Below are 14,631 nucleotides of genomic sequence, written 5' to 3'. Positions count from 1 at the left end.
TACTCTCCTCAGGTCGGTTGACGGATGGTGGTTCTCAGGCGCGGGTCCACTACCGTGTAGAGGATATCGACGGCGAGATTGATCGCCACGAAGATCAGGGCGACGAGCATGAGGTATGCCGCCATGATCGGAATATCGACGTTCTGCACGGCCTGGACGAACAGGAGCCCCATGCCGGGCCACTGGAACACGGTCTCGGTGATGATCGCGAACGCGATGACCGAGCCGAACTGGAGGCCCACGATGGTGATGACCGGAACCAGGGTGTTCTTGAGGGCGTGGCCGAAGTGGATGGCGCGGGTCGTGAGCCCCCTCGCCCGGGCGAACTTGATGTAGTCCGTGCGCAGCACCTCGAGCATCTCGGCCCTGACGATGCGCATGATCAGCGTCATCTGGAACAGGCCGAGCGTAATGGAGGGCATGATGAGCGCCTTCAGGCCCGAACCCGTCAGGAGCCCGGTCGACCACCAGCCCAGCTGCACCGTGTCGCCCCGTCCGTAGGATGGGAGCCATCCCAGCGTGACCGCGAACAGGTAGATGAGCAGAATGCCGATCAGGAATGTCGGCAGCGAAATGCCGATGAGCGAAATCGTCTGGAAGACCTTCGCCAGGACGCTGTCGCGCTTCAGACCGGAATAGACGCCCATCAGCACGCCGAACACCGTCGCGAAGATCGTGGCGCAGAGCGCCAGTTCGAGGGTGGCCGGCATTCTCTCGGCCAGAAGATCCGAGACCGGCTGGCGGAACTGGTAGGAAACGCCGAAATCCCCCTGGGCCGTCCGGACCAGATAACGTGCCATCTGGACAGGGACCGGATCGTCGAGGCCCAGAGAGCGCCGCACCTGCTCCCGTTCCGCCGCAGGCGTATCGATGGAGACGATCTGGTTCACCGGATCGCCGGCGAAGCGGAACATCGCGAAGGCGATGATGCCGACAGCCAGAAGAACACCGATGGCCTGGAGAGCCCTTCGGACGATGAAAGCAAGCATGAAAGGTCTCTTGATCGCAGCGCCGCGAGCCAAGCCGTTTGGCTCGAGCGTCCACCAATAAATTGTCCCGGGCAGCACGCTGCCCGGGACGAGCGATCAGGCGCGGATTACTCCGTCTTCTGCGCCCAGTAGAGCAGCACCGAGTTGTCCGCACGCTGGTTGAGCTTCACCTTGTTGGAGACGCCCCAGGCCAGAGCCTGCTGGTGCAGCGGGATATAGCCGTACTCGTCAAACGTGATCTGGAAGGCTTCCTTGATCATCTGATCGCGCTTGGCCTTGTCGGTCTCCACCAGGATCTTGTCGGTCAGCTCGTCATGCTTCTTGTTGCAGAAGTTGCCGAGGTTCGACTCGCCGCGAGCGGATTGCGGGTTGTCGCGGCAGCCCTCGATATCGTGCAGCACGTTGTGGCTGTCGAAGGTGCCGGGGGTCCAGCCCAGCAGGTAGAAGGAGGTGTTGTAGTTGCCGGACTTCAGCACCTTGGCGAAGTATTGCGCCTTCGGCTGGGCCATCAGGTTCACCTTGATGCCGGCACGGGCGAGCATGCTGACGACGGCTTGGCAGATCGCCTCGTCATTGACGTAGCGGTCGTTCGGGCAATCCATGCCGACCTCGAAGCCGTTCGGATACCCGGCTTCGGCCAGGAGCTTCTTGGCGCCTTCGAGGTCGTATTTCGGACGCTCGAAGTCCTTGGAATGGGCGAAGAGTTCCGGCGCGATCATGAGGGCCGACGGCGTAGCCAAGCCGCGCATGACGCGGGACTTGATGGTCTCGACGTCGATGGCCTTGTAGAACGCCTCGCGGACGCGCTTGTCCTTGAACGGGTTCTTGCCCTTGACGTTCGAGAAGAGGAGCTCGTCGCGGGTCTGGTCCATGCCGAGGAAGATCGTGCGCAGTTCAGGACCGGACAGAACCTTGGCGTTCGGGCTGCTGTTCACGCGCTGGATGTCCTGCAGCGGAACCGGCTCGATCACGTCCACCTCGCCTGAGAGCAGCGCGGCGACACGGGTCGCATCGGAGCCGATCGGGGTGAAGACGATCTCGTCCAGATTGTGCTCGGGCTTGTCCCACCACTCCTTGTTGGCCTTGAAGACGGTCTTCACGCCCGGCTGGTGGCTCTCGATCTTGAACGGACCGGTGCCGTTCGCATTCAGAGCGGCGTAGCTGGGGGTGGTGGCCGCCGCCGGCGTCGGAGCCGTCGCATTGTTCGCCTCCGCCCATTCCTTGTCCAGGATGTACCAGGTATCCCACTGGGAGTTCAGGATCGGGTTGGGGGTCTTGAGCTTGACGTCGATGGTGTGGTCATCGACCTTCACGAACTCGGCATTGCTCGGCACGCGGGTCTGGAAGTTGGAGCCCTGCGCCCGCACGCGGTTCGCGGAGAAGATCACGTCATCGGCCGTGAAGTCGTTGCCGTTGTGGAACTTGACGCCCTTGCGCAGGAAGAAGCGCCAGGTCAGACCGTCCTCGCTGACCTCCCAGCGCTCAGCGAGGCCGGGCTGGATGGCGAGGTCCTTGCCACGCTTGGTCAGGCCCTCGTAGACGTGGCCGAGATGGGCGTTGGTGGTCGTCTCGTTCACCGTATAGGGGTCGAGCGACTTCAGGTCGCCCTGGTTGGCGTACCGCAGGGTCACGGCCATGGCCGGCACAGCTGCGCCCACCAGAAGCGCGGCAGCGGTGGCTGCAAGAATTTTGGTTCGCATCGTCATTGCGTATCGTTCTCCACTGGAAGTCCCGCGTCGTTGCGCGATGTTCTTTATTCATGGAGGAGCTCGGCCTGAGGCAGTCTCCTCCCGGGAGGGCAAGGTTAGGCAGGAAAAGGTGCCATGGTCTAGCCCTGACTTTGAATATCTTGGTCAGGATTTAGGCACAAAGGTCGCTCACCAGGCGGCGCAACACCCGCTCACCGGCCGCAAACTCGCTGATTTCGATGTATTCGTCCGGCTGGTGCGCCTGGGCGATGTCCCCCGGGCCGCAGACGACCGTGGACCACCCGACCTTCTGGAACAGGCCCGCCTCGGTGCCGTAGGAGACCACATGGGTCCCGTTGTCGCCGGTCAGGCGCCGCATGAGGCGCTCCGCCTCGCCGTCCGTCTCGGGCCGTAGGCCCGGCACCTCGGCGATCAGCTCGACGGCGATTCCGGTCTCCGGAACGACGGCCTTCATCCGGGGCTCGATCACGTCGCGGATATAGGCCTTATAGCGCTCCATGTACTCCACCGGATCCTCGGTCGGGATGGCGCGGATGTCGCTGAAGAACCAGGCGGAGGACGAAACGATATTGGCGGCGGTGCCGCCGACGATCATGCCGCAATGCAGGGTCGTATAGGGCGGCTCGAACGGATTCGCGGGATCGACCCGGCGCCTGTTCTCCTCCATCACATCTTCGTGCCAAGTGATCAGGCGGGCGGCGTTCATGACGGCGCTGACGCCCTGATCGATGCGGCTCGAATGGACGGCATATCCCGTCACATGGGTGCGCAACTGCACGGAAGCCTTGTGTCCGGTGACCACCGCATGGCGCGTGGGCTCGCCCACGATGACGGCAGCCGGAGTGGGAATAGTGTCCGCCATGGCCCGCACCATCGACGGCGCGCCGCGGCAGGCCAGCTCCTCGTCGTAGGAGAGGGCGATGTGGATGGGGCGCTTCAGCGGAGCCTGCACCATGTCCGGCACGAGAGCCAGGACCAGGGCATCGAAGCCCTTCATGTCGGTGGTGCCACGCCCATACAGGCGGCCGTCCCTCTCCGTCAGAGTCCACGGATCGCTGGTCCATGCCTGCCCCTCGACCGGCACCACATCGGTATGGCCGGACAGCACGATGCCGCCTTCGACACGCGGACCGATTGTTGCATAGAGATTGGCCTTGTCCCCCTCGGGGCTCATCACGAGGGTGCTTTCCACCCCATGGCTCTGCAGCCAGTCACGGCAGAAGTGGATGAGATCGAGATTGCTGCTGGTCGAGACGCTCGGAAAGGCAATCAAACGCGCGAGCATCTCGCGAGAGGACAGGGACATCGAGAAACCTCCTTGAAGGGCCCGCAGCATCCGATTCTCGGGAGCAGGTGGTCAAGCTTCATTTCTGGGCGTGGAGTGCACAAGATCGGTTGACGCGGGCGGTTCACCCCACAATGATCTGCCGCCTTTCATCATCGGTCTCATGACACGCAACGCTGTTCTCACCGCCCGCGCCGCTCCGCCCAAGGGTGTCTATTCTCAAGCCGTCCGCGCAGGCGACCTCGTCTTCGTTTCGGGACAGCTGCCGCTCGACGCGAATGGCGCTCTCGTGGGAGAGGGCGACATTCGGGCGCAGACGCAGGCGGTGTTCGACAACATCGCCGCCATTCTCGACGCAGCCGGAGCCTCCCTCGACCAAGTGGTCAAGACCACCGTCTTCCTGACCGACATCGACGATTTCGCCGCCATGAACGAGATCTATGCCGCGAACTTCGCCCCGCCCTACCCCGCGCGCTCGACGATCGAGATCGGCCGACTTCCTCCCGGAATGCGCATCGAAATCGAGTGCATCGCCTTTGCAGAACGGAAAACCGCATGACCGCCTTTGACGTAACCCTGTCCGACATCGAAGCCGCGCGCACCCGCATCGCCGGAAAGGTGCGGCGCACTCCGGCCTTCGCCAGCCCGGACGTGTCGGCCCGGCTCGGACGTCGCACGGCCCTGAAGCTGGAAGCGCTGCAGATGGCCGGCTCTTTCAAGGTCAGAGGCGTCTTCAACAAGGTCATGACCATGACGGACGCCGAGCGCCAGCGCGGTCTCGTGACGGTCTCCGGCGGCAACCATGCCATCGCCGTCGCGAACGTGGCCGGCACCCTTGGGATCGATGCCCTCGTGCTCATGCCGAAGGTCACGCCCCGGTTCAACGTGGACCTGACGCTCAAGCTCGGCGCGCGCGTGGAGCTCTGCGACGATGCGGCGGAAGCTTTCGCCAAGGCCGAAGCCTATCAGAGCGAGGGCAAGGTCTTCGTCCACCCCTATGACGATCCGGCGATCATCTCGGGGCACGGTACGCTCGGCCTCGAATTTCTGGACGATATTCCCGACCTCACCCACGTCTTCGTCTCGATCGGCGGCGGAGGCTTCATGGCGGGGGTCGCGGCGGCCCTGAAGGCGAAGCGACCCGCCCTCACCGTCTATGGAGTCGAGACGGTCGGAGCGCAGACGATGACCGAGGCGCTCAAGGCCGACAAGCCGGTGACGATTCGCGCCACGTCCGTGGCCCGCACCCTCGGCGCCCCTTTCGCCACGCCGCGCACCATCGCTGCGGCCAAGAGCTTCCTCGAGCAGATCGTGCTCGTGGAAGACCAGCCGGTCATCGACGATGTGAGCTGGATTCTCCAAACCGAGAAGGTGCTCTGCGAACCCGCCGCCGCCTGTGTCCTGACCGCAGCCGAGCGCATCGCCCCCACCCTGCCCCAGGATGCCGTCGTCGGGCTGGTGCTCTGCGGCTCCAACGTCTCGCTTCAGGATCTCGACGCATGGCGCGGCGAAGCCGCGGCGCCCCAGGCCCGCACGGCCTGATGCTCCACGCCTGACCGCTACCGCCGCTGGCGTGCCGGCAGGGCTCCGGCGGTCACGGCGGCCCCGATGCCCAACGCGGCTGCGGCGAGCGCCAGGCCCAGATAGCGGCCGCCTCGACCGCGCGCCCCACCGTTTGCCCGCAATCCCCCGCTCACGGTCGCGCCCCGGTCCACGGGCCGCATTACGGCACCTTCCGTCCGAGGGGCGGGCGAAGCGTGCCGGAGGAACCGGCGCATCGCCGCGCCCATGATGTGCTCGGTCGGCCCCGGAAGCAGGGCATAGGCCACCTGTCCCGCCCGCGCCGGCCATCCGACGGCGACCTCGTCCCTCGGCCAATCGACGAGACCGACGATCTTCTCGGCCACGTCCTCGGGAGGATAGACGACCCCGCTGAGCTCCAGGGCCCGGCCGGACACATTCGCGCCGTGGACGAAGCCCGGAGTGTCGATGATCGAGGGGAACACCGCGCAGACATGGATGTCCGCGTGGTCCTTCAGTTCCTGGCGGAGGCTCGCCGTGAAGCCCCGCAGGCCGAACTTGCTCGCCGTGTAGGCCGCCGCGAAAGGGGTGGGCGCCCAGCCACCCATCGAGATATTGTTGATGAGCACCCCGTGCCCCTGCCGCAGGAAGATCGGCACGACCGCCGCGGCACCGTACATGGTGCCTAACAGGTTGATCTCGATCACCTGCCGGTGCAGCTCGATTCGAGCTTCCGTATAGGGGCCGAACACGCCCGTGCCGGCATTGTTGACCCAGACGTCGATCCGCCCGAAGGCGTCCATGGCCGCCTGGGCGAGGTTCGATACCGCCTCGGCGTCCGTCACGTCGGTGGGAACCGCAATCGCTTCCGCTCCGAGCTTTTCGCACTCGTGGACCACCTCCCTGAGGATCTGCGCCCGCCTTGCGGCGAGGACGAGACGGGCGCCCCGTGCGGCAAAGCTGTGGGCAGTCGCTCTCCCGATGCCGCTCGAGGCTCCGGTGATCACCACGACATCCGGGCTTCGAGAGCGTTTCGTGGAAAAAAGGGCCATGGGAAGATCCTGGTCGCGGGATGGAAAATCTCCCAGCGGAAAGCCCCGACACCCTGAAGATGTTCCGCTCCGGTCGGAACGCCCTCTGCAGAAGCCGCGGTTTCGGGCTGCTCCCCTGAAAGCCCGAGGACCCGGAAGGGGTGGATTGATCTGAATCAATGCCGCTCCACCCCCTGCCTCCTAGAGCCTTTTCTTAAGAGCGAAGCTTTCTGCCTTGCTCCCCCCATAGAAGGTTCTGGCCTATGGCTCACGCGGCAGCAGCCCCTAAAAGTATGACATTCGGCGAGGCGGGCTCCACCCTCGCCTTTGCAGTCCTGGCTTTCCTAAGCCTCATCATTGCAGCGAAGGCGCATACTCCCGAATACGCCTTCCACGCCTATCTCTTTACGGCTGCCTTCGCGGCAGCCGCCTTCAAGATCGTCGATCGGTACTACGACCGCCCGGCGGCGCTGCCGCCCCTGACGATCAACGGCAAGCCGAACTACAACATGGGGCCGGTCAAGTTCGGGACCATCGCCGCCGTGGTGTGGGGCATCGCCGGCTTTACTGTCGGTCTTCTGATTGCCCTGCAGCTGGCCTTTCCGGCGCTGAACTTCGACACATCCTGGCTGTCCTTTGGCCGCATGCGCCCGCTGCACACATCCGCGGTGATCTTCGCCTTCGGCGGCAACGTGCTGATCGCCACCTCGTTCTACGTGGTCCAGCGCACCTGCCGCGCACGGCTCGTGGGCGATCTCGCCCCCTGGTTCGTGGTGCTCGGCTACAACCTGTTCATCGTCATCGCGGGCACGGGCTACCTGCTCGGCATCACGCAGGGCAAGGAATACGCCGAGCCCGAGTGGTACGCGGATCTCTGGCTGACCGTCGTCTGGGTCGCCTATTTCCTGGTTTTCCTCGGCACGGTCATGCGCCGCAAGGAGCCCCACATCTACGTGGCGAACTGGTTCTATCTCGCCTTCATCCTCACCATCGCCGTCCTGCATATCGGCAACAACGCGACGATTCCCGTCTCGGTCTTCTCGCCGAAGAGCTACATCGTCTGGGCGGGCGTGCAGGACGCCATGGTGCAGTGGTGGTACGGCCACAACGCTGTCGGCTTCTTCCTGACCGCCGGCTTCCTCGCCATCATGTACTACTTCATCCCGAAGCGGGCCGAGCGGCCGGTCTATTCCTACCGGCTGTCCATCATCCACTTCTGGGCCCTGATCTTCATGTATATCTGGGCCGGTCCGCACCACCTGCACTACACCGCCCTGCCCGACTGGGCGCAGACCCTGGGCATGACCTTCTCGATCATGCTGTGGATGCCCTCCTGGGGCGGCATGATCAACGGCCTCATGACCCTCTCGGGCGCCTGGGACAAGCTCCGCACGGATCCGGTGCTGCGCCTCATGGTGGTGTCCGTCGCCTTCTACGGCATGGCGACCTTCGAGGGCCCGCTGATGTCCGTGAAGGCCGTCAACTCCCTCTCCCACTACACCGACTGGACCATCGGACACGTCCATTCCGGTGCGCTGGGCTGGGTCGCCTACATCTCCTTCGGCGCGATCTACTGCCTCGTTCCGTGGCTGTGGAACAAGAAGGAGCTCTACTCGATGAAGGCCGTCAGCTGGCACTTCTGGATCTCGACCCTCGGCATCGTCCTGTACATCACGTCGATGTGGGTCGCGGGCATCCTGCAGGGCCTCATGTGGCGCGCCTACACGGGCCTGGGCTTCCTCGAATACTCGTTCATCGAGACCGTCGAGGCGATGCATCCCTTCTACGTCATCCGCGCACTTGGCGGCGCCCTCTTCGTGGCCGGCAGCCTGATCATGGCCTGGAACGTCTGGAAGACGATCTCCAGCGCCGAGGAGATCCAGGAAGAAGCCGCCCTTCCCGCTCAGCCCGTGCTCATCGCAGCGGAGTAAAGGAACGAACATGTCACTCTGGTCCCGTCACAAGATCTTTGAGACCAACTCGATCATCCTCATCATCGGCGTGCTGTTCGTCATCGCGATCGGCGGCCTCGTGGAGATCGTGCCGCTCTTCTACCTGAAGAGCACCATCGAGAAGGTGGAGGGCATCAGGCCCTACACCCCGCTCGAGCTGGCCGGCCGCAACGTCTATGTCCGCGAGGGCTGCTACAACTGCCACAGCCAGATGGTGCGGCCGCTGCGCGACGAGGTGGAGCGCTATGGCCCCTACTCCCTGGCAGCCGAGAGCATGTACGACCGGCCGTTCCAGTGGGGCTCCAAGCGTACCGGCCCCGACCTCGCCCGCGTCGGCAACAAGTACTCCGACGAGTGGCACCGCGACCACCTGAAGGACCCCCGCGCGGTGGTGCCCGGATCGATCATGCCGAGCTACCCCTGGCTGGCGGAACGGGAGATCGACGTCGCCCGCGTCGCCGAGGACATGAAGGTGCAGGCCACGCTCGGCGTGCCCTACTCGCCCGAAATGATCGCCAAGGCGGCTTCCGACCTGAAGACCCAGGCCGCCAACGACGACCCGAACGCGACTGCGCTTGCCGAGCGCTATCCCAAGGCCGCGGCACGGGACTACGACGCCAACCCGCACCGGATCACGGAAGCGGACGCCTTGATCGCCTACCTCCAGATGCTCGGGACGCAGGTCGACTTCAAGCTCTACGACGACAAGGCGAACGTGCGCTGAGGAGAGAAAGATGCTCGAAACCTACAAATTCCTCGCCGGCTTCGCCCAGACCTGGGGGCTGCTCTACTTCGTGACCGTCTTCCTGGCGGTCCTGGTCTACGCCCTCGCCCCTTCGCGGAAGAGCCGCTTCGACGCGGCCGCCCACATGCCTCTCCAGGAGGACTGATCCATGGCTCACGACACCCACGAACAGATTGACGCCGTCACGGGCGTCAGCACGACGGGCCATAGCTGGGACGAAATCCAGGAGCTCAACAACCCCCTGCCGCGCTGGTGGCTCTGGAGCTTCTACGCCACCATCGTCTGGGCCATCGCCTATTGCATCGCCTACCCGGCCTGGCCCCTGGTCTCCTCCTATACCACCGGCGTGTTCGGGTGGCATTCGCGGGAGGCCATCGTTCAGGACCTGGATGCCCTGAAGGCGCAGCGCTCCGGCATGACCACCAAACTGGCGCAGGCCTCGCTCGACGAGATCCGCCAGGATCCCGAGCTCTTCGCCTTCGCCCGGGCTCAGGGCAAGGCGGCTTTCGGCGACAACTGCGCCGGCTGCCACGGCGCGGGCGGCGCGGGGGCCAAGGGCTATCCGAACCTGAACGACGACGACTGGCTCTGGGGCGGCTCGCTCCAGGAGATCGAGCAGACGATCCGCTTCGGTGCCCGCGCCTCGCTCGACAAGGGCCATCAGGGCACCATGCCGGCCTTCGGCCGCGACGGGATGCTCAAGCGCCAGGAGCTCTCGCAGGTGTCGGATTTCGTGCGGTCCCTCTCCGGGCTGCCGGTGGAAAAGGGCGCCAACATTGCCGGCGGCGCGAAGATCTTCGCCGACAACTGCGCGGCCTGCCACGGCGACAAGGGCCAGGGCAACCGGGAACTCGGCGCGCCGAACCTCTCGGACCAGATCTGGCTCTACGGGTCGGACAAGGTCGTCATCATGGACGGGCTCTGGAACGGCCGCGGCAGCGTGATGCCTGCCTGGAACGACCGTCTGGACGACACGACCATCAAGGCCCTCACCCTCTACGTGAACTCGCTGGGAGGCGCTCAGCCGCACTGACGGCACCTCCTGGGGAGCAACGGCACGCAGCCGGCGGATCATCCGCCGGCTGCTTTGCTTTGACCCAAATCAAGGCGTTCGGCCGACCTGCTCCGTATGGAGGAAGCATAACCGATCCTGAACGATTGCGGCGGATTCGATGGCTGACGCCCCCCTTGCCAAATCTCTTGCAGCTCCGGCACCTGCCTCCGCCGAGGAGGCGCCTCTCTACGTCCCGCGCAAGCAGATCTATCCCCAGGCCGTGAAAGGCCGATTCCGGACGATCAAGTGGGTCGTGCTCGCCATCGCGCTCGGCATCTACTATTTCCTGCCCTTCATCCGCTGGGACCGCGGCCCCAACGCGCCCGATCAGGCCATCCTGGTCGACCTGGCCAACGGCCGCTTCTATTTCTTCTTCATCGAAATCTGGCCGCAGGAGGTCTATTACCTCACGGGCCTCCTCGTGCTGGCCTCCCTCGTGCTGTTCCTCATGAACGCCGTCGCGGGGCGCGTCTGGTGCGGCTATCTCTGCCCGCAGACCGTCTGGACCGATCTCTTCTATGCCGTCGAGCGCCTGATCGAGGGCGACCGGCGCGAGCGGATGAAGAAGGCGAAGGAAAAGTGGACCCTCGAAATCCTCGCGCAGAAGGTTCTCAAGCACTCCATCTGGATCCTCATCGCCTGGTGGACAGGCGGCGCCTGGGTCCTCTACTTCGCGGACGCGCCGACTCTCGTGAAGGAGCTTGCAACGTTCCAGGCTCCCGCCATGGCCTATATCTGGATCGGCATTCTCACCTTCACGACCTACACCCTCGCCGGGTTCATGCGCGAGCAGGTCTGCACCTATATGTGCCCCTGGCCCCGCATTCAGGCCGCCCTGACCGACGAATATGCCCTCAACGTCACCTACCGCTATGACCGGGGCGAGCCGCGCGGCTCGGTGAAGAAGGCCGAGGTGCTGCGCAAGCAGGGGCTGCCCGCAGGCGACTGCGTGGACTGCGTGCAATGCGTCGCCGTGTGCCCGACCGGGGTCGACATCCGCAAGGGCCTGCAACTCGACTGCATCCAGTGCGGCCTGTGCATCGATGCCTGCGACTCGGTGATGACGAAGATCGGCCGTCCCACCGGCCTCATCGCCTATGACACCGACATGAACGTGCAGGCCAGGATCGAGGGCAAGCCCGAGGTCCGCCGCATCGTTCGGCCCAGGACCATCCTCTATGCAGGGCTCATCGCGCTGGTGGGCATCGTCATGATCGCCGCGCTCGCGATGCGCCAGAACATCGATCTGAACGTGATGCACGACCGCAACCCGATCTTCGTGCGCCTCTCGGACGGGTCGATCCGCAACGCCTACACGATCCGTATGGCGAACAAGCACCTCGAAGAGCGCCGCTACACCCTGAACGTGGAAGGCCTCGACGGCGCCAGGCTCGACATCGTCGGCGGGCGCATCGACCAGGATGGGCAGCCCATCCTGTCGGTCGGACCGGATCAAACCCTGGAAATGCGCGTCCTCGTCACGGCGGCAGGCGATGCGCCTGCCTCCTCGACCGACCTGCGCTTCATCCTCACCGATCTCGCTAGCGGCGAAACCGCCCGCGCGAGGGATCATTTCAAGGCTCCCTGAGAGGACAATTTCATGTCGGCCTCATTTGCTGCCGGGCGCTCCCCGCGCCCCATCACCGGACGGATGGTCCTGGCCTGCCTCCTGACCTTCTTCGGGATCATCCTCGCCATGAACGTCGTGCTGGTTCGCGTGGCACTGTCCAGCTTCGGCGGGGTGGAGACGGAGAGTTCCTACAAGGCAGGGCTGGCCTTCAAGAACGACGTCGCCGCCGCCCAGGCGCAGGATGCCCTGCACTGGACCGTCGAGGCGGGGCTTCGGAAGGCGGGAGGCGCCACCCGGGTGGTGGTGACCGCACGCGATGCGGGCTCGCAGCCCGTGCAGGGTCTCGTCAGCTCGGCGCGCCTCTCCCACCCCACGGACAAGCGACGGGACGTGGTGCTCGACCTCGCCGAGACCGCCCCGGGACGGTTCGAAGGCCTCGCTGCCGCAACCGAGGGCCAGTGGGATCTCGTGATCGAGTTCAGCCGCGACGGCGCAACCCTGTTCCGGTCGAGAAACCGCGTGACGCTCTGAGGATGTTGCGATGAGTGAAACCATCGACCTCTCCGTCTTCGTCAAACGTCAGGACGACGGGACGGCACATCTCGATCTCGCGGTGGAGGGCATCGACTGCGCGGCCTGCATCGACGAGATCGAGGACGGGCTGGAGCGCCTCCCGGGCATCGTGGATGCGCGCCTCAACTACACGAATCATCGCCTCTCGGTGCAGTGGCGCGACGGCGAAATCGCCCCTTCCGCCGTCGTGGAGGAGTTGCGCCGGCTCGGATACCGCGCACACCCCTTCCAGTCCCGCCTGGTGGAGGAGGAGGAGACCCGGCGGGCCCAATGGCTCCTGAAGTGCCTGGCCGTGGCCGGTTTCGCCTCCATGAACATCATGCTCCTGGCTGTCTCCGTATGGTCCGGAAATGCGACGGACATCACCCAGGAAACCAGGGATTTCTTCCACTGGCTCTCGGCGCTCATCGCCCTGCCGACGGTGGCCTATGCCGGGCAGCCCTTCATCCAGAGCGCCCTTGGCGCCCTGCGCAACCGCCGGACCAACATGGATGTGCCGATCGTCATCGGCATCATGCTCGCCCTCGTCATGTCGGTGGTGGAAACCATCAATCATGCCGAGCACACCTATTTCGACTCGGTGGTCATGCTCCTGTTCTTCCTGCTCTGCGGCCGATATCTCGACCAGGCGATGCGCCGCAAGACGCGGGCGGTCGCCGGCAATCTGGCGGCGCTGAAGGCCGAGGTGGCCCACCGCATCGGCGAGACCGGGGAAGTCGTTCTCGTGCCCACCGCGGCGCTCGATGCCGGCGACAGGGTTCTCGTCCGCCCCGGCGAGCGGATCGCCGTCGATGGCGTGGTCCTATCCGGCGCATCGGAGATCGATGAAAGCCTCGTCACGGGAGAGACCGCCCGCAAGGCGGCGACGACCGGCGGACGGGTCTATGCGGGGAGCCTCAACTACAACGGCACCCTGACCCTGCAGGTCACCGCGGCGGGCAAGGGTACCCTGCTCGACGAGGTCGAGCGCCTTCTGGAGAACGCCGCCGCCGCGAAGTCCCGCTACGTCCAGCTGGCGGACCGGGTGGCGCGCGCCTATGCGCCCGTCGTTCACCTTGCTGCGGCGCTCACCGCCATCGTCTGGATCGCGACGGGCGCCACAGTTCACGATGCGATCATCACCGCGGTTGCGGTCCTCATCATCACCTGCCCGTGCGCCCTCGCCCTTGCCGTTCCGGTGGTGCAGGTGGTGGCGTCCGGGGCTCTCTTCCGGGCCGGCGTCTTCCTCAATGCGGGCGACGCCCTGGAGCGCCTCGCGACGGCGGACACGATCGTCTTCGACAAGACCGGCACCCTGACGCTGCCGGACATGCGCGTGGTCAACGCGGGCGGGATCGCGCCCGATCTCCTCGAAGCGGCGGCACGTCTTGGTCTGTCGAGCCATCACCCCCTCGCGGCCGCGGTCGCCCAGGAAGCGCGTGACCGCCGCCCCTTCGATGGTGCGGTCGAGGAGGCAGGCCAAGGTGTCCGCGCCATTGTCGACGGCCTGGAGATGCGCCTCGGCAGCCCGGCCTTCTGCGGCGCGACCACGCTCGCGCACGACGCCGTGCGCGAGCGTGCCGACGCCTCCCTCATCGCCTTTTCCTGGGGAGAGAGAAGAGCGATCCTGCTGGTGCGCCAGGCGTTGCGCCCCGATGCGATCGCCGTTGTGAAGAGCTTGCGTGAACAGGGATTGGACTGCCGGATCCTTTCGGGCGACCGGCCGGAGGCGGTGGCGCCCATCGCGCAGGCGCTGGGCATCGACATGTGGCGCGGCGGCTGCAACCCGGCCGAGAAGATCGAGGCGCTCGATGCCTTGAAGGCCGAAGGCCGCAAGGTTCTCATGGTGGGCGACGGCCTCAACGATGCGCCTGCGCTGGCAGCCGCTCATGTGTCGCTTTCCCCCATCTCGGCCGCCGATCTGACCCAGGCGCAGGCGGATGCGGTTTTCCTGGGAGACAAGCTCGAGCCGGTCCTCGATACGGTCGAGATCTCCCGACGGGCGAACCGCCTGATGCAGCAGAACCTCAAGATCGCCCTCGTCTACAACCTGATCGCAGTGCCCCTCGCCTTCCTCGGATACGTGACGCCGCTCGTCGCCGCCCTCGCCATGTCGGGCTCGTCGACCATCGTGACCCTCAATGCCCTCCGGGCGCGGGGGCGCAGCGCCCCTGCCGAACCCGCTGCCCCGCCGCAAGAGCTGGCCGTGCAAGGAGCCTGACC

13 protein-coding genes are annotated in these 14,631 nt (G+C 65.3%); 9 read left to right on the top strand and 4 right to left on the bottom strand.

The genetic code is table 11. From position 1 onward, the window contains the following. Window positions 1-8: 8 nt before the first annotated feature. From LGR44_RS11570 to argE, 3 genes are all read right to left on the bottom strand, one after another. Entirely contained in the window at window positions 9-989 is a 981-nt protein-coding gene (locus tag LGR44_RS11570; protein ID WP_226740560.1) for an ABC transporter permease, read from the bottom strand. 107 nt (window positions 990-1,096) lie between these two features. Further along, window positions 1,097-2,695, bottom strand: a complete 1,599-nt coding sequence (locus LGR44_RS11565) for an ABC transporter substrate-binding protein (RefSeq protein ID WP_226740558.1) — start codon at window positions 2,693-2,695, stop codon at window positions 1,097-1,099. Window positions 2,696-2,849: 154 nt separating this feature from the next. After that, window positions 2,850-4,004, bottom strand: a complete 1,155-nt coding sequence (gene argE, locus LGR44_RS11560; protein ID WP_226740557.1) for an acetylornithine deacetylase — start codon at window positions 4,002-4,004, stop codon at window positions 2,850-2,852. Between the two features lie 142 nt (window positions 4,005-4,146). On the opposite strand from argE, the gene LGR44_RS11555 reads away from it, so the two are divergent. Then, a complete protein-coding gene (locus LGR44_RS11555; protein ID WP_226740555.1) occupies window positions 4,147-4,542 on the top strand; it encodes a RidA family protein in 396 nt (131 codons plus the stop codon). Continuing rightward, window positions 4,539-5,525, top strand: a complete 987-nt coding sequence (locus LGR44_RS11550) for a threonine ammonia-lyase (RefSeq protein ID WP_226740552.1) — start codon at window positions 4,539-4,541, stop codon at window positions 5,523-5,525. Before LGR44_RS11555 ends, LGR44_RS11550 begins: the two co-directional genes overlap by 4 nt. A 17-nt stretch (window positions 5,526-5,542) precedes the next feature. On the opposite strand, the gene LGR44_RS11545 is transcribed toward LGR44_RS11550, so the two are convergent. Then, window positions 5,543-6,556 (bottom strand): SDR family oxidoreductase, encoded by a 1,014-nt coding sequence (locus LGR44_RS11545; RefSeq protein WP_226740550.1) that lies wholly within the window; start codon window positions 6,554-6,556, stop codon window positions 5,543-5,545. Window positions 6,557-6,828: 272 nt separating this feature from the next. On the opposite strand from LGR44_RS11545, the gene ccoN reads away from it, so the two are divergent. The 7 genes from ccoN to LGR44_RS11510 all read left to right on the top strand — a co-directional run bounded on the left by ccoN (window position 6,829) and on the right by LGR44_RS11510 (window position 14,629). Next, a complete protein-coding gene (ccoN, locus tag LGR44_RS11540; RefSeq protein ID WP_226740548.1) occupies window positions 6,829-8,466 on the top strand; it encodes a cytochrome-c oxidase, cbb3-type subunit I in 1,638 nt (545 codons plus the stop codon). Window positions 8,467-8,476: 10 nt separating this feature from the next. Continuing rightward, the gene (gene ccoO / locus LGR44_RS11535) at window positions 8,477-9,211 is read left to right on the top strand and encodes a cytochrome-c oxidase, cbb3-type subunit II (protein ID WP_226740547.1); all 735 of its coding nucleotides are present in this window, start codon (window positions 8,477-8,479) and stop codon (window positions 9,209-9,211) included. A 10-nt stretch (window positions 9,212-9,221) separates the two neighbouring features. Further along, complete coding sequence (locus LGR44_RS11530) at window positions 9,222-9,377, top strand: cbb3-type cytochrome c oxidase subunit 3 (protein ID WP_226740545.1); 156 nt, start codon at window positions 9,222-9,224, stop codon at window positions 9,375-9,377. A 3-nt stretch (window positions 9,378-9,380) separates the two neighbouring features. After that, entirely contained in the window at window positions 9,381-10,265 is an 885-nt protein-coding gene (gene ccoP / locus LGR44_RS11525; protein ID WP_226740543.1) for a cytochrome-c oxidase, cbb3-type subunit III, read from the top strand. Between the two features lie 139 nt (window positions 10,266-10,404). Then, window positions 10,405-11,874, top strand: a complete 1,470-nt coding sequence (gene ccoG / locus LGR44_RS11520; protein WP_226740541.1) for a cytochrome c oxidase accessory protein CcoG — start codon at window positions 10,405-10,407, stop codon at window positions 11,872-11,874. A gap of 12 nt (window positions 11,875-11,886) precedes the next feature. Continuing rightward, entirely contained in the window at window positions 11,887-12,387 is a 501-nt protein-coding gene (locus LGR44_RS11515; RefSeq protein ID WP_226740538.1) for a FixH family protein, read from the top strand. 10 nt (window positions 12,388-12,397) lie between these two features. Then, a complete protein-coding gene (locus tag LGR44_RS11510; protein ID WP_226740536.1) occupies window positions 12,398-14,629 on the top strand; it encodes a heavy metal translocating P-type ATPase in 2,232 nt (743 codons plus the stop codon). The last annotated feature ends 2 nt before the right edge of the window (window positions 14,630-14,631 follow it).

Source organism: Microvirga lenta (genome assembly GCF_020532555.1).
Taxonomy (GTDB): Bacteria; Pseudomonadota; Alphaproteobacteria; order Rhizobiales; family Beijerinckiaceae; genus Microvirga; species Microvirga lenta.
The sequence above is the reverse complement of the archived record's forward strand: the minus strand, read 5'-3'. Positions and strand labels throughout refer to the sequence as shown.